The organism is Streptomyces griseorubiginosus, assembly GCF_017614965.1.
GTDB classification, from domain to species: Bacteria; Actinomycetota; Actinomycetes; order Streptomycetales; family Streptomycetaceae; genus Streptomyces; species Streptomyces griseorubiginosus_B.
The window spans coordinates 14197-36087 of the sequence record NZ_WVUG01000060.1; the positions used below are offsets into that span (position 1 = coordinate 14197).

Below are 21891 nucleotides of genomic sequence, written 5' to 3' on the forward strand. Positions count from 1 at the left end.
CCGCGGAGCGGGCGGTGGGCGTAGGGTCGCGGGCATGGATGGACTGGGCGATTTCTGGCCCGTGGCGGACGCGCTGGGGTATCTGGCGGGGCGGTGGCGGGTCGATCGGGTCGTGCGGGATCTCGTCGGTGGGGACGAGGGGCGCTTCGAAGGGGGCACCGCGTTCAGTCCGCTGGAGGGCGGTGGGCTGCTGCACCTCGAGGCCGGGACCTTCGTCTGGCAGGGGGTCGCGCGGCCCGCCGAGCGGACCCTGCGTTTCCTGCCGGGGAGCGCGCCGGGGACGGCCGATGTCCGCTTCGCTGACGGGCGGCCCTTCCACGACCTGGATCTCACCACCGGCCGGCATGTGGCCGACCACCCCTGCGCGGCCGATCTCTACCGCGGTGAGTTCACCGTGCGGGACGCGGACCACTGGCGGACGGTGTGGCGGGTGGGCGGCCCGGTGAAGGACCTCGTGCTGACGACCGACTACGCCCGGGTCGGCTGAGCCGGCACTCCGTCGAAGCGGAGGTTCCAGCGCCAGGCGTGACCGGTGACGGTGGTCGTCGACAGGGGGCGGACGTCGATGTTCCAGTACGTGGACGGCGGCGCCTTCAGCGCGTACACCAGGGCGGCCCGGATGACGGACGGCTCGGCCACGGCGACGATCCGCCCACCGTCGTCGGCGGGCCGGGTGTCGAGCCAGTTGCCCACCCGGGAGATGAACTCCACCAGCGACTCGCCCCCGTGCGGGACGGCACGCGGGTCGGCGAGCCAGGCGTCCACCGCCTCCGGCTCGCGGGCCATCGCCTCGCCCAGGGTCAGCCCCCGCCAGCGGCCCATGTCGCAGTCGCGCAACGCCAGCTGCACCAGGGGCGCGTACCCGAGGGCGTCGCCGGTGGCGCGGCTGCGGGGCGTGGGCGAGCAGTAGCGCAGCTCGGCCGCCGCCAGGGGGATCAGGTCCGGGGCGACGCGCAGCACCTCGTCCCACCCGGCCTGGTCGAGCGGCCGGTCGTCCTCGAAGCGCTCCGCGAGCAGCGGGGAGCTGCGCGCGGCGGCGACGAACGTGACCCGAAGTTGCATGCGGCGATGGTGAGTCGCGAGAGTGCGCAGGTCAAGGGCTGTTGCGCGCGAGTGACCCAGGGTGGCCGAGAACTTACTTCAAGGTCAGGACCTGGCGGACATTTCACTCCAGGACCAGCGCCATCCAGATGTCGGGCCGGGCGAGCGGCTCGAAACCGAGCTTGGCGTAAACGCCGTGCGCGTCGGCCGTGGCGAGCAGGATGCGCCGCAGCCCGAAGGGCAGCAGGTGGTCGCGTACGGCGCCCACCATGGCCGTACCGATGTTCTTGCCGCGCACGGGCCGGTCGACGTAGACGTCGCACAGCCAGGCGAAGGTCGCCCGATCGGTGACGACCCGGGCATACGCCACCTGATCACCCGAAACGATGTCATACACCCCGAAGTTGAGTGACGAGGCGACCGCCTGATCGTGCTTCTCACGCGCGCGGCCCTTCGCCCAGTACGCGTCGGTGGACAGCCACCGGTGCACCCGGTCGACGTCGAGGCGGTCGGGGTCGGTGGATATCTCGTAGCCGTCGGGGAGGCTCGGGGCGTCGTTCATGGCGGGATGCTCGCAGGACGCGGCGGCCGGCGTCGAACGGTTATCCCAGGACTTCGTCGCAGGCCGTACGCAGGCGCCGTACCCCTTCGGCGATCTCCCCCCTCCCCGCGACCGCGGCGAAGCTCAACCGGACGTGGGCGGCCGGGGGTTCGGCGCTGAAGTAGGGGCGGCCGGGGGTGATGGCGACACCCGCGCGCAGGGCGGCCGAGGTCAGCGCGCCGTCGTCGGCGCCGTCCGGCAGGCGCAGCCAGAGGTGGTAGCCGCCGGAGGGGATGTGCGGCAGGGCGAGTTCGGGCAGGTCGAGGCGGAGGGCCGCGGTCAGGGTGTCCCGGCGGGTCTTCAACTCCGCCGAGATCGCGCGGAGATGGCGGGGCCAGGCCGGGGAGCCGACGAGTTCGAGGGCCGCTTCCTGGAGCGGGCGGGGGACGAAGAAGGTGTCGACGACCTGGATGGCGCGCAGGCGTTCGAGGACCGGGCCGCGGGCGGCGAGCGCGCTGACCCGGAAGCTCGGCGAGGTCGCCTTGGTCAGCGAGCCGACGTGGACGACGACTCCGTCGGGGTCGTCGGCGACGAGGGGGCTCGGCAGCGGTCCGGCGTCCTCGTGCACAAGCCGTCGTACGAAGTCGTCCTCCACGACGAAGGCGCCGGCCGCGCGGGCGATGCCCAGCACCTCGGCCCGGCGGTCGGGGGCGAGGACCGCGCCGGTCGGGTTCTGGAACAGGGGCTGGCAGACGAGGACACGGGCGCCGGTCGCGCGGAAGGCGTCGGCGAGGAGGGACGGCCGGACGCCGTCGGGGTCCACGGGGACCGGTACCGGGCGCAGGCCGGCCGACCGGGCGATGGCCAACATGCCCGGGTAGGTGGGGGATTCGACGAGCACCGGCGCTCCCGGCGGGGCGAGGGCGCGCAGGGCCGTCGTCAGCGCGGACTGGCCACCCGCGGTGATCAGCACCTCCGCCGCGGTGACCCCGCCACCGAGGCCGCGCGCGAACCACTCGCGCAGTTCGGGCAGTCCCTCCATCGGTGGCCGACCCCAGGCCCCGGGCCGGCGTCCCGCACGCGCCAGGGCGGCCGCCATCGCCCGCTCCGGCTGCAGGGAGGGGTGCAGATAGCCGCCGTTGAACTCGATGACGCCGGGCGGCGGCGCGGCGAGGGACACCACCACGCCGGACGCGTCCACCGTGCGCGGTACGAGGTCGGCGGCGCCGTCCGCGCTCAGGGCGACCTCCTGCCAGGAGGTGTCTCCGGCGGGAGCGGTGGCTGCTCGCGGCTCGGCGCGGTAGGCGCCGGCACCGGGCCGGGTGACGACCAGGCCCTCGGCGGCGAGCTGGGCGAGGGCACGGGAGACGGTCACCGGGCTGACCCGGAACCGCTCGACCAGGGCACGGCTCGACGGGAGCTTTCCACCGGACGGATAGCGGTCGAGTTCCCGCTTCAGCCGATTCGCCAGTTCACCGACACTGCTACGCTCTTGCATGAGAGTACAGAGTAGCGCTACTACCGCCACATCGATAGCAGTCGACCCGCCGGTCGGAGCCGCCTCGAAGGCGCCCGGCACCCGGGGAACGCTCCAGGCCGCCCTCGGTGTCACCGCCTTCTCGCTCACCTTCCCGGCCACCGCCTGGGGACTGGAGGGGTTCGGGCCCTGGTCGCTGGTCGCCGTGCGGTGTGTGCTGGCCGCGGTCGTCGCGGGCGGGTGTCTGCTGGCCCTGCGGGTGCCGGTGCCGCAGCGGCGGCACTGGGTGGGGCTCGCGGTGGTCGCCGCGGGAGTGGTGGTCGGGTTCCCGCTGCTGACCACGCTCGCGCTGCGGACGTCCACCACCGCGCACGCGGCCGTCGTGGTCGGGCTGCTGCCGCTGACGACCGCGTCGCTGTCCGCGCTGCGCATGGGCAGCCGGCCCTCGCGCACCTTCTGGACGGCGGCGCTCGCGGGTGCGGCCGCGGTCGTCGCGTTCACCGTTCAGCAGAGCGGCGGGGCGCTGACGGCCGCCGATCTCTATCTGTTCGCCGCCCTGTTGGTGTGCGCGGCCGGGTACACCGAGGGCGGCCGGCTGGCCCGGGTGATGCCGGGCTGGCAGGTGATCGGCTGGGCGCTGGTGCTGTGCCTGCCGGCCGCCGTGCCGGCCGCGGCGGTCGCTCTGTCGTACGAACCCGCGCACCTGACCGCGCACAGCGTGGCCGGGCTGTTGTGGGTGGCGGCGGGCTCGCAGTTCCTCGGTCTGGTCGTCTGGTACCGGGGCATGGCGGCCATCGGCATCCCCAAGGCGAGCCAGTTGCAGCTTGCCCAGCCCCTGCTCACACTGGTGTGGTCGGTGCTGCTGCTGGGCGAGCACCTGACGGTGGCCGCCCCGCTGACGGCCGCGGCGGTACTGGTGTGCATCGCCGTCACCCAGCGGGCGCGGGGTTGAGGACGTTCGGCCCGCTTCCCAGGAGGCCCCCGCGCCGTAGACTCAAGGCCACGGACCGCTGCTCCCGCACTTGGTGAGGAGGCCCTACAGATGCGTGCAACCGTGGGCGACCAGCTTGTCCAGCACGGCAGGGTGGTAGGCCAGCACGACAAGGTCGGCGAGATCGTCGAGATCCTGGGCCAGGAGGGCAACCCCCCGTACCGCGTCCGCTTCGAGGACGGGCACACGGGCATCTGCTCCCCCGGCCCGGACACCGAGATCCGCCACAGGGAAACACAACGCTGATCCGCCGGTTCAGCGCGGGGGTCTCGCCGGCCGCCGGTAGTGGTCGGCGACCACCCGCGCCATCGCGCCGATCCGGTCCGCCGCCACGTCCCCGGCGGCGAAGAAGGCGTGCCCGCGGACCTGTGGGTACTTCGCGGCCAGGGTGAGGTGCCGGGACAGTTCGGCGGGGTCCTGCCAGGCGGCGGGCTGGGCCGGGTCGCCGGCCTTGTAGAGCGCCTCGCCGATGTACAGCTGCGTCGGCGTGCCCTTGGCCACCTCCGCCCACCAGGGCACGAGCGTGGCGTAGTCGGCGGCGGCGAAGCCGATGTTCCAGTAGATCTGCGGGCAGATGTAGTCGATCCAGTGTTCGCGCACCCACTTGCGGGTGTCCGCGTGCAGGTCGTCGTACGTCTGCACGCCCGCCCTGGTGTCCGAGCCGCGCGAGTCGGTGGCGCTGTTGCGCCACACGCCGAAGGGGCTGATGCCGAACCGGGTGCCGGGGCGGGTCCGCTTGATCCTGGCCGCCGTCTCGCGCACCAGCTTGTCGATGTTGTCCCGGCGCCAGGCGGCCCGGTCGGAGAAGGCGCCGCCGTAGCGGTCGTAGGCCTCGTCGTCGTCGAAGGTCTGGCCGGCCACCGGGTAGGGGTAGAAGTAGTCGTCGAAGTGCACGGCGTCGACGGGGTACTTCCGCACCGCGTCGAGGATCGCGTCCTGAACGAAGGCCCGCACCTGGGGCAGTCCGGGGTTGTAATACGTCTTCCCGCCGTAGGTCACCACCCAGTCCGGGTGCCTGCGCGCGGGGTGCGAGGCGACCAGCTTCGTCGGGTCGGTGTGGTTGGCGACGCGGTACGGGTTGAACCAGGCGTGCAGTTCCAGACCGCGCGCGTGGGCCTCCTTCACCGCCGTGCCCAGCGGGTCCCAGCCCGGGGCCTTGCCCTGGGTGCCGGTGAGGACGTCCGACCAGGGTTCGTAGGGCGAGGACCACAGCGCGTCGGCCGTCGGGCGGACCTGGAGGATCACGGCGTTGAGGCGGTCCTCCACGGCCCGGTCGAGGATCGCGGTCAGCTCGGCCTTCTGCCGGTCCACGGTCAGGCCCGGCTTGGACGGCCAGTCCCGGTTGGTCACGGTCGCCACCCACACGCCCCGCAGCTCACCCGACGCCTTGCGCCGGCCCGAGTCGTCCGAGGTGTCCGAGCCGCCCGCCATCGCCGCACCGGCCGCCATCGCGCCGCCCCCCGCCACGAGTGCCGACAGGGCCGTCACCGCGAACGCCCGCCGCGACAGCCGAGTCCTCCGGTGCAGCATTCCCCTACCTCCAGATGCCCAAGTGCGTGTCCGGGCGCGATTCTCGGCCCGGGCCGTGTCCCGCGTCAGACTGCCACGCGGTACCCGAACGATCGATCAACGATCGCCGGAGGTAACGTGCAGGTTTGGAGCAGGGACCGGACCACGGGGAGACCTGCCGGATCCGTAGATCAGCGAAGGGGACGATGTGACCGACATCGAGCGCGTCGGAGTGGTCGGCTGCGGCCAGATGGGAGCGGGCATCGCCGAGGTGTGCGCCCGGGCCGGCCTGGACGTGAAGGTCGCCGAGACCACCGGTGAGGCCCTGGAGATCGGCCGGACCCGGCTGTTCAACTCCCTGTCCAAGGCGGCGGAGCGCGGCAAGATCACCGAGGAGGAGCTGGCGACGACCCAGGCGCGGCTCGGCTTCACCACCGATCTCGGCGAGTTCGCCGACCGGGATCTGGTGATCGAGGCCGTCGTGGAGAACGAGCAGGTGAAGACGGAGATCTTCCAGGTGCTCGACCAGGTGGTGACCCGGCCCGACGCGATCCTGGCCTCCAACACCTCCTCCATCCCGCTGGTGAAGCTGGCGGTCGCCACCTCGCGGCCGGACCAGATCGTCGGCATCCACTTCTTCAACCCCGCGCCGGTGCAGAAGCTCGTCGAGCTGATCCCCGCGCTCACCACGTCCGAGGGCACGCTCAGCCGCGCCCAGGGCTTCGCCGAGAAGGTCCTCGGCAAGCACGCGATCCGCGCCCAGGACCGCTCCGGCTTCGTGGTGAACGCGCTGCTCGTGCCGTATCTGCTCTCCGCGATCCGGATGTTCGAGTCGGGCATCGCGGGCCGCGAGGACATCGACAACGGCATGGAGATGGGCTGTGCCCACCCGATGGGCCCGCTGAAGCTGTCCGACCTGATCGGCCTGGACACCATCGTCTCCATCGCCAACTCCATGTACGAGGAGTACAAGGAGCCCCTGTACGCCGCTCCCCCGCTGCTGCAGCGCATGGTCGACGCGGGCCGGCTCGGCCGCAAGACCGGCTCGGGGTTCTACACCTACGGCTGACGACCGCCCGCCCGGTGCACAGTGCCCGCTCCAGGGTGCTGCTCACACAGTGCGACGGACAGGGGCCCGGCACTCTTCGACAGTGCCGGGCCCGCGTTGTTCACACGCCGTGTGCGCACCGGGCCCGCATATGCCGGACGCACACTCTCCCCACCCGCCCACCAGGCGAGTTGACTCATCATGCGCATGCAACTGATGAGAGACGAGCAAGGAAAGGAGCGGTTCGTGACCGCCGACCCCGAGCATTTGGTCGTCCAGGGAGAACTCGCAGAGTTACGACGCCGCCTCGACGTGGCGTACGCGCGTGTCGAGGGCGGACTGGCACTGCTCACCCATCGCACCGAGGAGACCTCCAAGGAACTGGACGAGTTGAACACCCGGCTCGTCACCCTGGAACACGCCCGCTGGCCGCTGCCCTCGATCGCTGCCGTCACGGCGGTGGGTGCCCTCGTCGTGGCGGTCTGGCAGGCACTGGGGCGCTGACGTCAGCGCACGCTGTCCTGCCCGAGCCTGAGATGGTGCAGGAGCAGTAACGCGGCCGCCATGTTGGCGGCCGGGACCTCACCGCGGGCGACCATGTCCGGCACCAGCTTCAGGGAGACCCACTCCCGGCGGTCCGACTCGAAGTCGTCCACCGGGTGTCCGGTGTACTCGCCCTCGTCCGACCAGTAGATGTGGTGCCGGGCGTCGGTGAGTCCGTTGGACGGTTCCACCGTCATGAGGTGGTGCAGGGGTCCCGGCCGCCAGCCGGTCTCCTCCTCCAGTTCCCGGGCGGCCGCGCGGGCGATGTCCTCCCCGTCCTCCACGACGCCCGCGGCGAGTTCCCAGCCCCAGCTGTCGGTGATGAAGCGATGGCGCCACAGCAGGAGGACCTCGTTGGCCTCGTTGACCACGGTCGCCACGGCCACCGGCCGCAGCCGTATCAGGAAGTGGTCGAGATGCCGGCCGTCCGGCAGCTCGACATCCGCGAGGTTGACGCTGAACCAGCGGTTTGAGTACACAGTTTGTTCGTTCTGTTTCGTCCACTGCACGGTTCTGCCACCTTCCGTCGAGTAAGTGGCAATATCGCAGCAGGGACTGTGGGATGGCGGTGCTCGGGAACCGGCCTACAGCGGCACGCGCAGCGCACCGTCGATGAGTTCGGCGGCCTCGGCGGTGCCCGCGCATCCGTTGCGCACCAGGTGTTCGCGGACCGCCCGGAGTCTGTCGCGCAGCCGCTGCGACTCCATTCCGCGCGCCTGCTCGGCCATCTGCACGGCGGTGGCCACCGCCTTGTCGGCGTTGCCCCGGCGCAACTCGATCGTGCTGAGCATGGCGAGCCGGTGCACCCGGCCGCGGTCGTGCGCCGGGTTGTCCACGGCGGCCGCCGCGTGCTCCCCCGCCGCCACGAGTTCGCCGAGGCTGAGCAGCGCCTCCGCCACCTGGACGTTGACCAACCCCGGCTGGACATAGCCGGTCTCGTCGGGTTCGTAGCCCCGCCGGATGCGTTCGGCGGCCTGCTCCGCACGCCGGATGCAGGACAGTGCGCTCGTGCCGTCACCGAGGTGCGCGTACGCCTTGGCCTGCATCGCGTACAGGTCGGAGGCGAGCGCCGGGGTGATGTGCTTGCCGGCGGCGCGCAGCGCGGCCTCCGCGAAGGCGACCGCCTGCCGGTACTCCCGCATGAACAGGGCCTGGTTGACCAGCAGCGCGATCACATAGGCGCCCAGTCCCCGGTCCCCGCTGGCCTTCGCCAGCCGCAGGGCCTGGTGGAAGTAGCGCTGGGCGAGCCCGTGCGCGTCCGAGTCGTACGCGCAGATGCCGGCGATCGCCACCAACCCGCCGGTGGCCCGGTGCAGTTGACGGCCCGTGGCGTCGGTGTAGCTGCCCCGCAGCAGCGGCGCGGCCTCGGCGTTCAGGAAGCCGACGATCCGGGTCCGGGTCGCGATACCGCCCGCCTTGCGGTACATCTGCTCGTAGTGCGTGCGGGCGGCACGCAGCATCTCCAGATCGGCCGGGGTGACCCGGTGCCGCCCTCCCCGCGAGACGTCGACGTCCTCGGGCGGGTTCTCCCACTCCCACACGGGCATGACCGCGGGCGTGCCGGTCACCGCGGGCGCGCCCAGGATGTGCGGGCGCTGCTGCTCGTCGGAGCGCCACAGCGCGGTGGCCCGCTCGACGAAGCCGGACAGGGAGGTGGCGTGCGGGGTGGAGGGCTCGCCGGGGACGCCGAGGCCGATGTCGTCGAGGGTGACCGGGCGGTGCAGCCGGCCGGCGAGCACCTCGCAGATCAGGTCGGGCACCTGCCCCCGGGGCCGCTGTCCCTTCAGCCACCGGGCCACAGCCGTGTGTTCGTAGCGCAGGGCGAGACCGCGTGCCCGCCCCGCCTGATTGACGTGTGCCGCCAGCCCCGCGTGCGAGATCCCCGCCTCGTCCAGGATCGCGTCGAGCAGAGTGTTGGGCTGCATGGATGCCCCCCGGGAGCCTCGGTGCGGACAGAGTAGTGCGAACGGGTTCACACGGGGTGTGAACGGAGTGCAGGAATCCGCAGCGTACGCGCACTGTCGCGGAGAGTTTCCTGCCGGTTGACTGAAATGCCTCGCAAGAGGCCGGCCGGGCCGCCGGCTCCCCCTCGTACAGTGCGGCGGCCCGAATCCATGCCGTCCGCCCGGCTGCCTGCCCGACACTCCGTGGCGGGGCGGACGGCCGCCGGCGGTTTGGCCGTACGACTAAGCAGGGGGTTGTCAGAGGTGCGTTGTCGGCTGCGGGTGCGCCGTGGCTGGTCGCGCCCGCGCGGCGGAGCCGCTGATGTCATCGCCCCGCGCCCCTTGGGGGTGCCGAGGCTGACGTTCGTTCGTCAGTACGAGCAATGCCACGTCGTCCTGGGGAGCCCCCGCCGTGTGGCGGAGCAGTGCAGTGAACGCGGATGCCAGTACTGCCTGGGGAATCGCCACGGAGTCGTCCCGTAGGCACTGGGCCAAGACCTCGCCCAAAGGAAAGAAGCGGCCGCGGCTGTCGCGTGCGTCCTCCGCGCCGTCCGTGTGGAGGAACAGGGTTTCGCCGGGCAGCAGACGACCGCAGTGTTCCGTGTCCAGTTCGGGCGGGAGGGGGAAGGGCCCGAGCGGAGGGAGGGGATCCGCTCGGGCCAGGGGTTCGACACGGGGTCCACTGAGCCGGTACGGCCACGGATGACCGCAGTTGAGGACGCGCAGCTCGCCGTCCGGCCGGATCTCCAGGAGCAGTACGGTGACGAACTCCTCGGCGACGGGATGCTCGGGCTCGGCCCCGGCCGAGGGATGCTCGGCACGGGCCCGCTCCCTCAGGTGCCGTGCCAGCGCCCGCTCCAGCCTGCGCAGCACGCCCCCCAGCTCCGGCTCGTCGTGCACGGCCTCCCGGAAGCTGCCGAGGACGGCGGCGGCCGTGGCGATGGCCCCGATCCCGTGCCCGCGTACGTCCCCCATGACGACCCGGACACCGTGCTCGGTGGCGATGACCTCGTACAGGTCCCCGCCGATGGCCGCGCCCCGGTCGGCGGAGAGCTGGGCGGCGGCCACGTTCAGCCCCTCCACCCGCGGTGGCAGCGGCCGTAGCAGCACGCTCTGGGCGGCGCCGGCGACCTTGCGCGCCTGCCTCAACTCGCGCAGCAGCGCGTGCCGAACATGGAGGACGAGCCCGGTGCCGACGGCGAAGAAGACGGCGCTGCTCACGATGCGCGCGCCCAGGCCGTTCTGCTGGGCGATGGGGCAGGCCAGCTTGTAGGTGACGGCCGCGCCACCCCACGCCAGGGGAAGCCCCAACGCGAGCAAGCGCTTGCGAAAGAGGGAAGCCCGAGCCCTGATGCGAATCATGCCGATGGCCCCCCATACAGGCCCCGAAAGCACAACCGGACCGGCCTCGAAAGGCCGGTCCGATTCTGTCGACCACCTGGCCCAGGAGGACCAGATCGCCCGGGATTGTCACCCGAATGAGTGACCATCCGTCAGCGCCCGCATTTATGCAGGTGAGACGCGACTAAGCCCGCAGCACCGCCCCGGTCCGCTCACCCGCGAGCGCGACAGCGGCGTCCCGGGCCGCGGTCGCCTCATCGACGGTCAGGGTCCGATCCGACGCCCTGAACCGCAGCGCGTAGGCCAGGGACTTCCGGCCCTCGCCCAGCTGCTCCGCGTTCTCATACACGTCGAACAGCCGGACCGACTCCAACAGCTCGCCCGCGCCGTCCCGCAGCGCGGCCTCCACCTCGGCATGCGGCACGAACTGGTCGACGACGAGGGCGACATCCTGCGTCGCCACCGGGAACGTGGAGATGCGCGGCGCCTCAGGCGTGTCGTTGCCGGCCGCCTCCACCGCGTCCAGGTCCAGTTCCATCGCACTGGTGCGGTCGGGCAGCCCCAGGGCCTTCACGACCCGCGGGTGCAGCTCACCGGCGTGGCCCACGACCTTCTCGGCACCGTCGGCGACCACCACCAGCTCTGCGGTCCGCCCCGGGTGCCACGGCCCGTACTGCCCCTTGCGCACGACCAGTTCGGCACCGGCCTCCCGGGCCACGGCCCGAGCCGCCTCCACGGCGTCGGCCCAGTCCGCCGGCCGGCCCCTGCCCCACCAGCCGGCCTGCTCCCGCGCACCGGCGAGGACGGCGGCCACGTGCCGCGGCTGCACCGGCAGCGCGGCGTTCAGCTCGGCGATCTCCTCGTCCGTGGGACGCCGGTCCACCGGCAGAGCGGCGGCCACCTTGCGCTCCTCGCGCGGGTGGAACACCAGCCCCGTCTCGAACAGGGCGAGGTCGTGCGAGCCCCGCCCGGCGTTGCGCCGCAGCGCGCCGAGCAGACCCGGCAGCAGCGACGTACGCAGCGCGGGCTCCTCGTCGCTGAGGGGGTTCGTCAGCTTCACGACCCGGCGGTTCGGGTCGTCCGCCTCCAGCAGCAGCTGGTCGAAGACCTGCTCGCTGACGAAGGGGTAGTTCGGCGCCTCGACGTACCCGGCCCCGGCCAGCGCGCGGCCGACCCGGCGGTGCAGTCGCTGGCGGTGGGTCAGACCGCGGCCCGAGGGGAGCCTGGGCAGCGTGGAGGGCAGGTTCTCGTAGCCCTCGAGGCGGATGACCTCCTCGGCGAGGTCGTTGGCCTCGAGGAGGTCGGGCCGCCAGGACGGCACGGTGACGATCAGCTCGTCCTGCCCGTACACGTCACAGCCGACCTCCTGCAGCCGCCGTACGACGGTCTCGCGGCCGTAGTCGACACCTGCCACCTTGTCGGGGTGGTCGGCCGGGAGGGTGATGGTGTGCGGGGCGGACGGCGCGGTGATCTCGGTGACGCCGGCCTCGGCGGTGCCGCCGGCGAGCAGCACCAGCAGGTCGACCGTGCGCTGGGCCGCGGCGGCCGAGGCCTGCGGGTCGACGCCCCGCTCGAAGCGCCGGGACGCCTCGGAGGACAGCTTGTGGCGTCGGGCCGTCCGTGCGATCGACACCGCGTTGAAGTGGGCGGCCTCGATCACCACGTCCGTGGTGGCGTTCTGTACGTCGTCGTGGTCGGCGATCTCGGTGTTCGCGCCGCCCATGACTCCGGCGAGGCCGATGGGGCCGCGGTCGTCGGTGATGACCAGGTCCTCGGCGTCCAGCGTGCGCTCCACGCCGTCCAGGGTGACGAGCTTCTCGCCCGCCTCCGCCCGGCGCACGCCGATGGTGCCCTGGACCAGCCCCCGGTCGTAGGCGTGCAGGGGCTGGCCGAGCTCCATCATCACGTAGTTGGTGACGTCGACGGCGAGCGAGATCGGGCGCATGCCGACCTTCTGCAGCCGGCGCTGGAGCCAGATCGGCGAGCGGGCCTCGGGGCTGAGACCGGTCACCGTGCGGGCGGTGAAGCGGTCGCAGCCGATCGGGTCGGTGACCTGGACCGGGTAGCCGAAGGCGTTCGGGCCGGGCACGTCGATCAGGGCCGGGTCGCGCAGCGGCAGGCCGTAGGCGATGGCGGTCTCGCGGGCGACACCGCGGATGGACAGGCAGTCGCCGCGGTTGGCGGTGACGGCGATGTCCAGGACCTCGTCGACCAGCTCCAGCAGCTCGACGGCGTCCTTGCCGACCTCGGTCTCCGGCGGCAGCACGATGATGCCGTGCGTGCCGTCGTCCCCCATGCCCAGCTCGTCGCTGGAGCAGATCATGCCGTGGGACGTCCTGCCGTACGTCTTGCGCGCGGAGATCGAGAAGCCGCCGGGCAGGGTGGCGCCGGGAAGCACGACCACGACCTTGTCGCCGACGACGAAGTTCCGGGCGCCGCAGACGATCTCCTGCGGCTCGCCGGTGCCGTTGGCCTGTCCGACGTCGACCGTGCAGAAGCGGATGGGCTTCTTGAACCCCTCCAGCTCCTCGATGGTCAGCACCTGACCGACGACCAGGGGGCCCTTGAGGTCGTGGCCGAGCTGCTCGACCGTCTCGACCTCCAGACCGGCCGAAACCAGCTTGGCCTGCACGTCACGGCCGGTCTCGGTGGCCGGCAGGTCGACGTACTCCCGCAGCCAGGAAAGCGGGACCCGCATCAGATCTCCATCCCGAACGGCCGAGTGAACCGGACGTCACCCTCGACCATGTCTCGCATGTCCTCGACGTTGTGGCGGAACATCAGCATCCGCTCGATGCCGAACCCGAAGGCGAAGCCGCTGTACTTCTCCGGGTCGACGCCGCAGGCGGTGAGCACCCGCGGGTTGACCATGCCGCAGCCGCCCAGCTCGATCCAGCCCTCGCTTGAGCAGGTGCGGCAGGGCCGGTCGGGGTTGCCGACGGACTCGCCGCGGCAGACGTAGCACACCATGTCCATCTCGGCGGACGGCTCGGTGAAGGGGAAGAAGTTCGGCCGCAGCCGGGTCTTCATGTCCTCGCCGAACAGCGACTGGACCATGTGGTCCAGGGTGCCCTTGAGGTCGGCCATGGTCAGGCCCTCGTCGACGGCAAGCAGCTCGACCTGGCGGAAGACCGGGGTGTGCGTGGCGTCCAGCTCGTCGGTGCGGTAGACGACACCGGGGCAGATCACGTACACCGGCAGCTCACGCTCCAGCAGCGAGCGGATCTGCACGGGCGAGGTGTGGGTGCGCAGCACGACACCGGACTCGGTGCCGCCCTCGGGGCCGGCCACGAAGAAGGTGTCGGCCTCGCCGCGGGCCGGGTGGTCCGGGCCGATGTTCAGGGCGTCGAAGTTGAACCACTCGGCCTCGGCCTGCGGGCCCTCGGCGACCTCGTAGCCCATGGCCACGAAGACGTCCTCGATGCGCTCCGAGAGGGTGGTCAGCGGGTGGCGGGCGCCGGCCGGTACGCGGTCGTAGGGCAGTGTGACGTCCACCGACTCCTCGACCAGCACACGCGCGTCCCGCTCGGCCTCCAGCTCGGCCTGGCGGGCGGCGAGCGCCTTGTTCACGGCGCCGCGGGCCTGCCCGACCAGCTTGCCGGCGGCGGCCTTGGCGTGCGGGGGCAGGGCGCCGATCTCGCGGTTGGCGAGGGCCAGCGGGGAGGTGCCCCCGGTGTGGGCGACCTTGGCCTCCTGGAGCGCGTCGAGGGAGTCCGCTGCGCTGAAGGCGGCAAGCGCCTCGTCCCGCATGCGCTCGATCTCTTCCGGTTTCAACGCCTCGACCTCTACAGGGTCGTACGACTTATTGGGTGCCGACATCTCTTCCCGTGCTTCCGGTTGGCTGGCTGAAGGTCCCCGTCACCGACTCACTCAGAGGTCAGAGGGCCGTCCATGGGACACATGGGTGCCAAGGGCCGAGTCTAACGGGGTGGAGGTATACGAATGCGCCCGTGGGGCGCTCGCCGGCTCTCAGGTGAGGTACGCCGGGGCCGCCACGGGCAGGGTAAATCGGAACTCGGCGCCGCCCTGGGGGCCGCGGCCGACGGTGATGGTGCCGCCGTGGGCCTCGACGATGCCCTTGACGATGTAGAGCCCGAGGCCCGTGCCCCCGCGCTTGCTGCCCCGCCAGAAGCGGGTGAAGACGCGGTTCATGGACTCCTCCGGGATGCCGGGCCCCTCGTCGGTCACCGTGACCGACGTGCCGGTGTCCTCGTCCTCGCGGGGGGACTCCGTGGCCGTGACGTCAATGGTGACGGTTCCCTCGCCGTGCCGCACGGCATTTTCCAGCAGGTTGCTCAGCACCTGGTCGATCTTGTCGGGGTCGGCCCACAGCGCGGGCAGCGGCTGCTCGATCCGCAGCAGGAACCGGTCGGCGGGCTGCCCGGCGGCGACGTACGCCTGGATGTGCCGGCCCACGGCCGCGCCGATGTCGACCGGCTGTCGCCTGACCTCCAGCCGTCCGCTGTCGATGCGCGAGATGTCCAGCAGCTCGGCGATGAGCCGGGTGACCCGGTCGGCGTCGGCGTCGACGGTCTCCAGCATCAGCCGCTTCTGGTCGTCCGTGAAGCGTTCCCACTTGGCCAGCAGCGTGGCGGTGAAGCCCTTGACGGAGGTGAGCGGCGAGCGCAGTTCATGGGCGACGGTGGCTATCAGCTCCGCGTGGGAGCGCTCGGTCCGTCGGCGGGCCTCGGTGTCGCGGAGGGAGACGACGACGCGGCGGACCGGACCGGTGGGCTCGGCGCGCACGTAGCGGGCGGAGACGAGGACCTCACGTCCCCCGGGCAGCAGCAGGTTCCGCTCGGGCTGCCGTTGCCGGATGGCGAGTCCGCCGTAGGGATCGGTCAGCTGCCACCACCGGCGCCCCTCCAGGTCCTCTAACGGGAGCGCCTTCTCCAGCCGCTGTCCCAGGGCGTCCTCGGCCGGCGTGGCGGTGATGCGCTCGGCGGCCGCGTTGAAGCAGATCACCCGGCCGTGCTCGTCGGCGATCACCAGGCCGTCGGGCAGCTCGTCCGGGTCGATGCCGAGCCCGGCCGGATCACCGCGCCGGGGCGCGGGCGGCCGGCGCACGTCCCGTGCCCGCAGTGCCCTGTCCGCACCGCCCGTGCCGACACCCATCCCCGAACCCCACCTCTCAGACGGCGCAGGTGGCCCCCGAGCTGGTCACCCTACTAGGCCCCGGTGACGGAGCGGCACCCCGTGGAGGCGCGCTGTGCACGGGCCGAGGCATAGAGACATACGGCGGCCGCGGTGGCGAGGTTCAGGCTCTCGGCCTTCCCGTGGATCGGGACGCGCACCACGGCGTCCGCGAGTGCGCGGGTCTCCTCCGGGAGCCCCCATGCCTCGTTCCCGAACACCCATGCGGTGGGCCCGCCCATGGTCCCCTTGTCGAGCTCGTCGTCGAGGTCGTCGGTGCCCGCTCCGTCGGCTGCGAGCACCCGGACGCCGGCCCCCTTGAGCCCGGCCACGGCTTCCTCGACGGGCACACCGACGGCGACGGGGAGATGGAAGAGGGACCCGACGGAGGCCCGTACGGCCTTCGGGTTGTACAGATCCACGGACGCGTCGGTCAGTACGACCGCCTCGGCCCCGGCGGCATCGGCGCACCGCAGCACGGTTCCCGCGTTGCCGGGGTCGCGGACGTGCGCGAGGACGGCGACGAGCTTGGGCCGGGCCGCGAGGATCTCCTCGAAGGGCGTGTCGACGAACCGGCAGACCCCGACGAGCCCCTGCGGTGTGACGGTCGTCGAGATGTCGGCGATCACGCCATCGGAGGCGAGATGGACGCGGACCCCGGTGTCCCGGGCCTCCCCCACGATGTCGGCGTACCGCTCCGCGGCCTCGACGGTGGCGAACAGCTCCACCAGCCCGTGCCCGGCGGCCTCCCGCACGGCCTGCGGCCCCTCGGCCAGGAACAGCCGCTCCTTGCCCCGGAAGTTCCGCTTGGCGAGCCGCCGAGCGGCGGCCACACGAGAGGAACGGGGAGAGATCAGCTCGGGGGTCACAGGGGGCATCCAACTCACCTCGGTACCAGTTTCCCGCCGCGACGGCGATCGACCACGACGGCGGAGTCCGGCGGTGCCGAACCGACTCACGCCACTCAACGAAACGGACCCGCGGGCAAAAACCCACGGGTCCGCACAGTCACACCGGCTCAGGCCAGCGCAGCGTCACGCGGCCTTCGGCGCGTTGACGTCGCTCGGCAGCGCCTTCTGCGCGACCTCGACCAGGGCGGCGAACGCGCCCGCGTCGTTGACGGCCAGCTCCGCGAGGATCTTGCGGTCGACCTCGACGTTGGCGGCCTTCAGGCCCTGGATGAAGCGGTTGTACGTGATGCCGTTGGCGCGGGCGGCGGCGTTGATGCGCTGGATCCACAGCTGGCGGAAGTCACCCTTGCGCTTCTTGCGGTCGTTGTAGTTGTAGACCAGCGAGTGGGTGACCTGCTCCTTGGCCTTGCGGTACAGACGCGAACGCTGACCGCGGTAGCCGGAAGCCTGCTCGAGGATCGCCCGGCGCTTCTTGTGGGCGTTGACTGCCCGCTTGACGCGTGCCACTTGTTAACTCCTTGTAGCGGGGCCGCGGTTGGACTCACACGGCCCGGAATCGATGGGGTCCCGGTCCAGACGTACGGCGCGGGGCGATCGGTTGATCACCGCGCCGCGAACGTCACTTGCCGAGAAGCTTCTTGATCTTCGCGGCGTCGCCCGGGGCCATCTCGGCGTTGCCGGTGAGGCGACGCGTCACGCGGGACGACTTGTGCTCGAGCAGGTGGCGCTTGCCGGCGCGCTCACGGAGCACCTTGCCGGAGCCGGTGACCTTGAAGCGCTTGCTGGCACCGCTGTGCGACTTGTTCTTCGGCATAGCGCCGTTCTCTCCTCGTCGGTGGCGCTCCGGTGCCCGGTCACGAAAACCGGGCACGTCGGAACGTCGCTTGTATCGGTTACTGCTGTCCTGGGACTCGCGTCCCCGGGATCACGCCTCGGCGGAAGCCTCGGCAGGTGCCTCGCTGTCCACGACGCTCTGGTCGCCGACACTGTCGGTCTCCGCGGCGTTCTGCGAGCGACCGGGGTGGGCCTTCGCCTCCGCCTTGCGGGCTTCCTGCGCCTGGCGGGCCTCGGCCATCGCCTCGGTCTTCTTCTTGTGCGGACCGAGGACCATGATCATGTTCCGGCCGTCCTGCTTCGGGTTCGACTCCACGAAACCGAGGTCCTGGACGTCCTCCGCGAGCCGCTGCAGCAGTCGGTAGCCCAGTTCGGGCCGGGACTGCTCGCGTCCACGGAACATGATCGTGATCTTGACCTTGTCGCCCTGCTTGAGGAACCGGACGACGTGACCCTTCTTGGTGTCATAGTCGTGCGGGTCGATCTTCGGCCGGAGCTTCATCTCCTTGATGACCGTGTGCGCCTGGTTCTTGCGCGCCTCACGGGCCTTCATGGCCGACTCGTACTTGAACTTCCCGTAGTCCATGAGCTTGCACACGGGCGGACGGGCGTTCGCCGCTACCTCGACGAGGTCGAGGTCGTACTCCTGGGCAAGCTCCAGTGCCTTGGCCAGCGGGACGATGCCCACCTGCTCGCCACTGGGACCGACAAGTCGCACCTCGGGAACGCGAATCCGGTCGTTGATGCGGGGCTCGGCGCTGATGGATCCTCCTCAGTTAGCACCACACGGTTGTCTGGCGGACAGCCGCGTATGTCTCTACTTCTGTTAGACCTAACCGCGCCGAAGCATGAAAAATGCCCCGGACGATCACAGGCGGGGCCCCGAATACACTGCCGGAGCACCGCCGCGATGCCGCGGGGCGCGCTTTCGGGCGACTCCATCGTCCGTACGGAACGATGGTGGCCGCCTGACCGGGGTGACCCGCCGTCCCGGAGGACGGTCAGGTGGGAGATCGGAGCCTCCACTTGTAGGCCGGGCATGTCTGTCCGGCCGGTCGTCACACAAGGTTAGCAGCTGCCCGGGGGTGGTGCGAACCGGCCCGCACCGGGGCCTATCGTGTGGGGCATGAGTGACACCCCTCCCGAGTCCGCAGAGTCCCCCGGGTCCACCGCGCCCGACTTCGACGAGATGACCCGCGACATCGCCGAGGTCCCCGCCGTCGAGGTGATCGTGACGGTCGCCGTCAACCTGATGAGCGCCGCCGCGGTGAAGCTCGGCCTGACCGAGGAGGGCGACAAGTACAAGGACCTGGACGAGGCCCGCAAGCTGGTCACCGCCCTGGCCGGGCTGCTGGACGCGAGCGCGACCGAGATCAGCTCCTTCCACGCGGCCCCGCTGCGCGACGGCCTGAAGTCGCTGCAGCTGGCCTTCCGCGAGGCGTCGATCGTCCCGGACGAGCCGGGCCAGGGCCCCGGTGAGAAGTACACGGGGCCGATCTACGGCTAGCGCGGGCAGTGCGTCTACTGCCCACTTCGTACGTACAAGGGCTCGCCCGGAGGCGTCGCCCCGGCCGGCAGCAGTGCCAGGTCGAGGCCGCGCACCAGGCGGGCCCTCAGTGCCTCGTCGGCGGCCAGCCGCTCGGCCACGGCACGGGCGGCCTCGGCGGGCGCGCCGGACTCGTCGAGTACGAGGGCGAGGGTGCCGTCGGCACGTCCGGGCCCGAGGTGGGCGCGCTGCACGGCGGGTTCGGCGGCCACCGCGGCCCGTACCGCCTCCAACACGGCCGGGTCGGCGAGCGGGTCGGCGCTCGTCCGGCCCTCGGCGAGGGCGAGCAGGGCGGGTCCCGTCAACTCGAAGGGCACCGGGCCGGACAGGTCCAGCACGATCGTGTCGGCCTTCTCGTGCGCGGCGGCCTGCAGCGCCTGGTGCAGCGGTACGGCGACGGGGCGGGCCGCCGGGTCCCAGCGGGCCAGTGACTCGGTGGAGGTGAAGGCCGGCAGGGCGGTCCGGGATCCGGCCTTCAGGGTCGGTACGGCCATGTCGCTGGTCTTCTCGCGGCGCAGCCCGTTCTCGTCCTCCTCGACCTCGCCGAGCACGGCGACCACGGGCACCAGCAGCCGGGCGCCCTTGAGCGCCTCCAGGACCGGCTCCAGGGCGGTGCGGTCCTCGGCCCAGGCGGCGAGCGCGGTGCTCAGCCGGGGGTCGGCGGAGCCGTCGTCGTCGGAGTAGCCGGGGTCGGGAATGTTCTTGTTCGCCACGGTCACCGACCCTATAGGGGGCTTGCTGCTGGGCTTGTGCGGCCCCGGAAACAGCTGGTTCACCGCCTTCACAGCTTTCTCAGACTTCCCTGACACACATCTAACGTCCGTCTAACGGCCCGCACAGTCACCGCCCCGAGCATCGCGGGCATGGAGTCCTCCAGAGCCCGCCGCAGCCGCCGCGCTCGTCCGTCCAGGACGCGTCCCCTGCTCTACACCGCCCTCGCCACGGTCGCCGTCGTGGGCGTCACGGCCGCCGGGACGGTGTACGTGAAGGCGCGGGCACACTCCGGTGCGGGCGCCGTATCGTCGGCGTCGCCGACGGACTCCCCGTCGGCGGACGGGGAGGAATCGGTGAGACCGGTGAAACCGGTGACGGAGCCGACGGTGGATCACGACGCGCGGCTGGCCGAGGCGATGAAGTCGGTGACCGTCGCGGGAAGGGCGAAGGTGTCGGCGGCGGTGCTGGACCTGGACTCCGGGGTGAGCGCCGTCTACGGCGACGGCGCGTTCGACACGGCCAGCATCGTGAAGGTGGACATCCTCGCGACGCTCCTGCTGCAGGCGCAGGACGCGGACCGCCGACTGACGGCGACCGAGAAGTCGTACGCCACGAAGATGATCGAGAACAGCGACAACACGGCCGCCTCCGCCCTGTGGGACGTCATCGGCCGGGCCGGCGGGCTGAACGCGGCGAACAAGACGTTCGGGCTGACCGGCACGCAGGGTGGCGACGGTGCCCTGTGGGGGCTGACGCAGACCACGGCGGCCGATCAACTCACCCTTCTCCAGCAGGTGTTCGGCGACGACTCGAAGCTGAGCGAGGCCTCGCGGTCGTATGTGCGGGGGCTCATGGGTGAGATCGAGGCCGATCAGCAGTGGGGGGTGTCCGCGGCGGCCGACGGTTCGCGGTGGGCGCTGAAGAACGGCTGGCTGGCACGCAGTACGACCGGGTTGTGGGACATCAACAGCATCGGGCGCGTGACGGTCGGCGGCCACGCGTATCTGGTGGCCGTGCTCTCCAACGGCAACGCGACGCAGGCGAAGGGGATTTCGCTGGTCGAGTCGGCGGCGAAAGCGGCGGTGTCGGTGTTTGCCGGGGACGGCTCCTCGGCGTCCTGACGCCCGGAGGCGTCCCGCGAGCGGCCTGGAACGCCAGCGGCCTGGAACGCCAGCGGCCTAGAACTCGTAGCGCCTGGGACGTCCGCGCCACAGAACGACCGCCACGACCAGCAGCACCCCTCCGAAGCCGCCCGCGAGCGGGGCGGCCCAGTCGCTGGTGGAGCTCTCGGACTTGGCGGTGTCCGGGCCGCTGCCGAAGTACCGCTTGCCGTAGGAGGCGGCCTGCAGGCCCTCCGGCTTGAGGCGGCCGGCGGCCTTGATGGCGGCGGCCGGGTCGACCATGCCGAAGCCGCGGGAGTCGTCCCGGCCTCCGACGGGCGGGTTGCGGGCGGTGTCCTCCAGCAACTGCTTGATCTGCGCGGGGGCCAGTCCGGGGTGGGCGGCCTTGACGAGGGCCACGGCTCCGGAGACGAACGCGGAGGCGGCGCTCGTGCCCCAGCCCTCGTAGTACTTGTGGTCCGGGTCGGCGATGACGATGTCGTCGCCCGGCGCGCTGACCGTGGCGTACCAGCGGCGGGTGGAGAAGTCGGCGCGGGTGCCGTAGCGGTCGACGGCGGTGGCGGCGATGACGCCGGGGTAGGCGGCCGGGTAGGAGGTGTGGTCGCCCTTCTTTCCGCCGTTGCCGGCGGAGGCGACGACGCTGACGTCCTTCTTCAGGGCGTACTGGATGGCCTCGTCCTCGGCGGGTTCGGGGTGGGCGGAGGCGGAGTCGTCGCCGAGGGAGAGGTTGATGACGTCGGCGCCGTGGTCGGCGGCCCAGCGGATGCCCTCGGCGAGGGCGTTGCCGCGGGTGGAGCGGGCCTGGGGGCGGGCGGAGTCGCCGTCCTCGAGGATCACCCGGACCGGCAGGATCTTGGCCTCCGGGGCGATGCCCATCACTCCGTCGGAGTCACCGGGTCCATGGCCGTGTCCGGCGATGATCCCCGCCATGGCGGTGCCGTGCCGGGCCCAGTTCCGGTTTCCCCGCTCGGCCCCGAAGCCGATCATGTCCTTGGCGGGCAGGACGTTGCCGACGAGGTCGGGGTGGTCGGCCTCCACGCCGGTGTCGAGGACGGCGACGGTGATGCCCCGGCCCTTGGTGGTGCGCCAGGCCTGCTGGGTGTGCATGGCGTCCAGGCCCCACTGCTGGGCGCGGATGCCGTCGGCGTGGGCGGCGGTGGAGGGGACGAGGGCGAGGGAGGCGGCGAGGAGCAGGCTC

At 71.7% G+C, this 21891-nt stretch carries 23 protein-coding genes; 7 read left to right on the top strand and 16 right to left on the bottom strand.

Annotation, left to right across the window (positions count from 1 at the left end; translation table 11 throughout):
• The first annotated feature begins 43 nt into the window (after positions 1-43).
• The gene (locus tag GRC12_RS14495) at positions 44-487 is read left to right on the top strand and encodes a DUF6314 family protein (protein ID WP_208779671.1); all 444 of its coding nucleotides are present in this window, start codon (positions 44-46) and stop codon (positions 485-487) included.
• Here the strand turns inward: GRC12_RS14495 and GRC12_RS14500 are convergent.
• The 3 genes from GRC12_RS14500 to GRC12_RS14510 form a co-directional block, all read right to left on the bottom strand.
• The gene (locus GRC12_RS14500) at positions 469-1062 is read right to left on the bottom strand and encodes a histidine phosphatase family protein (protein WP_208779655.1); all 594 of its coding nucleotides are present in this window, start codon (positions 1060-1062) and stop codon (positions 469-471) included. The genes GRC12_RS14495 and GRC12_RS14500 overlap by 19 nt on opposite strands.
• A gap of 103 nt (positions 1063-1165) precedes the next feature.
• Complete coding sequence (locus tag GRC12_RS14505) at positions 1166-1603, bottom strand: GNAT family N-acetyltransferase (protein ID WP_208779656.1); 438 nt, start codon at positions 1601-1603, stop codon at positions 1166-1168.
• A 40-nt stretch (positions 1604-1643) separates the two neighbouring features.
• Positions 1644-3080: an aminotransferase-like domain-containing protein gene (locus GRC12_RS14510; protein ID WP_208779657.1), complete on the bottom strand. Its 1437-nt coding sequence runs from the start codon at positions 3078-3080 to the stop codon at positions 1644-1646.
• Between GRC12_RS14510 and GRC12_RS14515 the strand changes: the two genes are divergently transcribed.
• A complete protein-coding gene (locus GRC12_RS14515) occupies positions 3079-4011 on the top strand; it encodes a DMT family transporter (RefSeq protein WP_208779658.1) in 933 nt (310 codons plus the stop codon). The two genes, GRC12_RS14510 and GRC12_RS14515, sit on opposite strands and share 2 nt — an antisense overlap.
• Before the next feature lie 90 nt (positions 4012-4101).
• Positions 4102-4296, top strand: coding sequence for a DUF1918 domain-containing protein (locus GRC12_RS14520; RefSeq protein WP_133044965.1), 195 nt, complete (start codon positions 4102-4104; stop codon positions 4294-4296).
• A 9-nt stretch (positions 4297-4305) separates the two neighbouring features.
• On the opposite strand, the gene GRC12_RS14525 is transcribed toward GRC12_RS14520, so the two are convergent.
• Complete coding sequence (locus tag GRC12_RS14525; RefSeq protein ID WP_208779659.1) at positions 4306-5580, bottom strand: glycoside hydrolase family 10 protein; 1275 nt, start codon at positions 5578-5580, stop codon at positions 4306-4308.
• Positions 5581-5767: 187 nt separating this feature from the next.
• Between GRC12_RS14525 and GRC12_RS14530 the strand changes: the two genes are divergently transcribed.
• Together GRC12_RS14530 and GRC12_RS14535 are read left to right on the top strand one after the other, a co-directional pair.
• Positions 5768-6628, top strand: coding sequence for a 3-hydroxybutyryl-CoA dehydrogenase (locus tag GRC12_RS14530; protein ID WP_208779660.1), 861 nt, complete (start codon positions 5768-5770; stop codon positions 6626-6628).
• A 225-nt stretch (positions 6629-6853) separates the two neighbouring features.
• The gene (locus GRC12_RS14535) at positions 6854-7111 is read left to right on the top strand and encodes a hypothetical protein (protein WP_133044968.1); all 258 of its coding nucleotides are present in this window, start codon (positions 6854-6856) and stop codon (positions 7109-7111) included.
• A 2-nt stretch (positions 7112-7113) separates the two neighbouring features.
• On the opposite strand, the gene GRC12_RS14540 is transcribed toward GRC12_RS14535, so the two are convergent.
• From GRC12_RS14540 to infC, 10 genes are all read right to left on the bottom strand, one after another.
• Positions 7114-7659: an NUDIX hydrolase gene (locus GRC12_RS14540; RefSeq protein WP_208779661.1), complete on the bottom strand. Its 546-nt coding sequence runs from the start codon at positions 7657-7659 to the stop codon at positions 7114-7116.
• A 75-nt stretch (positions 7660-7734) separates the two neighbouring features.
• Positions 7735-9075 (bottom strand): transcriptional regulator, encoded by a 1341-nt coding sequence (locus GRC12_RS14545; protein ID WP_208779662.1) that lies wholly within the window; start codon positions 9073-9075, stop codon positions 7735-7737.
• 276 nt (positions 9076-9351) lie between these two features.
• A complete protein-coding gene (locus GRC12_RS14550) occupies positions 9352-10455 on the bottom strand; it encodes a PP2C family protein-serine/threonine phosphatase (RefSeq protein ID WP_208779663.1) in 1104 nt (367 codons plus the stop codon).
• Between the two features lie 163 nt (positions 10456-10618).
• A complete protein-coding gene (pheT, locus tag GRC12_RS14555; RefSeq protein WP_208779664.1) occupies positions 10619-13132 on the bottom strand; it encodes a phenylalanine--tRNA ligase subunit beta in 2514 nt (837 codons plus the stop codon).
• Positions 13132-14253, bottom strand: a complete 1122-nt coding sequence (gene pheS, locus GRC12_RS14560; protein WP_208779665.1) for a phenylalanine--tRNA ligase subunit alpha — start codon at positions 14251-14253, stop codon at positions 13132-13134. Before pheS ends, pheT begins: the two co-directional genes overlap by 1 nt.
• Positions 14254-14403: 150 nt before the next feature.
• A complete protein-coding gene (locus GRC12_RS14565; protein WP_208779666.1) occupies positions 14404-15549 on the bottom strand; it encodes a sensor histidine kinase in 1146 nt (381 codons plus the stop codon).
• Positions 15550-15602: 53 nt separating this feature from the next.
• Complete coding sequence (locus GRC12_RS14570; protein ID WP_208779667.1) at positions 15603-16445, bottom strand: TrmH family RNA methyltransferase; 843 nt, start codon at positions 16443-16445, stop codon at positions 15603-15605.
• Between the two features lie 156 nt (positions 16446-16601).
• Positions 16602-16985 (bottom strand): 50S ribosomal protein L20, encoded by a 384-nt coding sequence (rplT, locus tag GRC12_RS14575; protein WP_004002577.1) that lies wholly within the window; start codon positions 16983-16985, stop codon positions 16602-16604.
• 112 nt (positions 16986-17097) lie between these two features.
• Entirely contained in the window at positions 17098-17292 is a 195-nt protein-coding gene (gene rpmI, locus GRC12_RS14580; RefSeq protein WP_004933563.1) for a 50S ribosomal protein L35, read from the bottom strand.
• 111 nt (positions 17293-17403) lie between these two features.
• Complete coding sequence (gene infC, locus GRC12_RS14585) at positions 17404-18075, bottom strand: translation initiation factor IF-3 (protein WP_208779672.1); 672 nt, start codon at positions 18073-18075, stop codon at positions 17404-17406.
• 363 nt (positions 18076-18438) lie between these two features.
• Between infC and GRC12_RS14590 the strand changes: the two genes are divergently transcribed.
• The gene (locus GRC12_RS14590; RefSeq protein WP_208779668.1) at positions 18439-18819 is read left to right on the top strand and encodes a DUF1844 domain-containing protein; all 381 of its coding nucleotides are present in this window, start codon (positions 18439-18441) and stop codon (positions 18817-18819) included.
• 14 nt (positions 18820-18833) lie between these two features.
• Here the strand turns inward: GRC12_RS14590 and GRC12_RS14595 are convergent, their stop codons facing one another.
• Complete coding sequence (locus GRC12_RS14595) at positions 18834-19571, bottom strand: SseB family protein (RefSeq protein WP_208779669.1); 738 nt, start codon at positions 19569-19571, stop codon at positions 18834-18836.
• Between the two features lie 150 nt (positions 19572-19721).
• On the opposite strand from GRC12_RS14595, the gene GRC12_RS14600 reads away from it, so the two are divergent.
• Complete coding sequence (locus GRC12_RS14600) at positions 19722-20693, top strand: serine hydrolase (protein WP_208779670.1); 972 nt, start codon at positions 19722-19724, stop codon at positions 20691-20693.
• 57 nt (positions 20694-20750) lie between these two features.
• On the opposite strand, the gene mycP is transcribed toward GRC12_RS14600, so the two are convergent.
• Positions 20751-21891, bottom strand: a 1141-nt coding sequence (mycP, locus tag GRC12_RS14605) for a type VII secretion-associated serine protease mycosin (RefSeq protein ID WP_244372829.1), incomplete at its 5' end; no start/stop codon positions are given.

Bases quoted from the DNA above. Each gene is read 5' to 3' on its own strand.
- GRC12_RS14500 (WP_208779655.1), bottom strand. From the start codon at position 1,062: ATGCAACTTCGGGTCACGTTCGTCGCCGCCGCGCGCAGCTCCCCGCTG.
- GRC12_RS14505 (WP_208779656.1), bottom strand. From the start codon at position 1,603: ATGAACGACGCCCCGAGCCTCCCCGACGGCTACGAGATATCCACCGAC.
- GRC12_RS14515 (WP_208779658.1), top strand. From the start codon at position 3,079: ATGAGAGTACAGAGTAGCGCTACTACCGCCACATCGATAGCAGTCGAC.
- GRC12_RS14510 (WP_208779657.1), bottom strand. From the start codon at position 3,080: ATGCAAGAGCGTAGCAGTGTCGGTGAACTGGCGAATCGGCTGAAGCGG.
- GRC12_RS14520 (WP_133044965.1), top strand. From the start codon at position 4,102: ATGCGTGCAACCGTGGGCGACCAGCTTGTCCAGCACGGCAGGGTGGTA.
- GRC12_RS14525 (WP_208779659.1), bottom strand. From the start codon at position 5,580: ATGCTGCACCGGAGGACTCGGCTGTCGCGGCGGGCGTTCGCGGTGACG.
- GRC12_RS14545 (WP_208779662.1), bottom strand. From the start codon at position 9,075: ATGCAGCCCAACACTCTGCTCGACGCGATCCTGGACGAGGCGGGGATC.
- GRC12_RS14550 (WP_208779663.1), bottom strand. From the start codon at position 10,455: ATGATTCGCATCAGGGCTCGGGCTTCCCTCTTTCGCAAGCGCTTGCTC.
- pheT (WP_208779664.1), bottom strand. From the start codon at position 13,132: ATGCGGGTCCCGCTTTCCTGGCTGCGGGAGTACGTCGACCTGCCGGCC.
- pheS (WP_208779665.1), bottom strand. From the start codon at position 14,253: ATGTCGGCACCCAATAAGTCGTACGACCCTGTAGAGGTCGAGGCGTTG.
- GRC12_RS14565 (WP_208779666.1), bottom strand. From the start codon at position 15,549: ATGGGTGTCGGCACGGGCGGTGCGGACAGGGCACTGCGGGCACGGGAC.
- GRC12_RS14570 (WP_208779667.1), bottom strand. From the start codon at position 16,445: ATGCCCCCTGTGACCCCCGAGCTGATCTCTCCCCGTTCCTCTCGTGTG.
- rpmI (WP_004933563.1), bottom strand. From the start codon at position 17,292: ATGCCGAAGAACAAGTCGCACAGCGGTGCCAGCAAGCGCTTCAAGGTC.
- GRC12_RS14590 (WP_208779668.1), top strand. From the start codon at position 18,439: ATGAGTGACACCCCTCCCGAGTCCGCAGAGTCCCCCGGGTCCACCGCG.
- GRC12_RS14600 (WP_208779670.1), top strand. From the start codon at position 19,722: ATGGAGTCCTCCAGAGCCCGCCGCAGCCGCCGCGCTCGTCCGTCCAGG.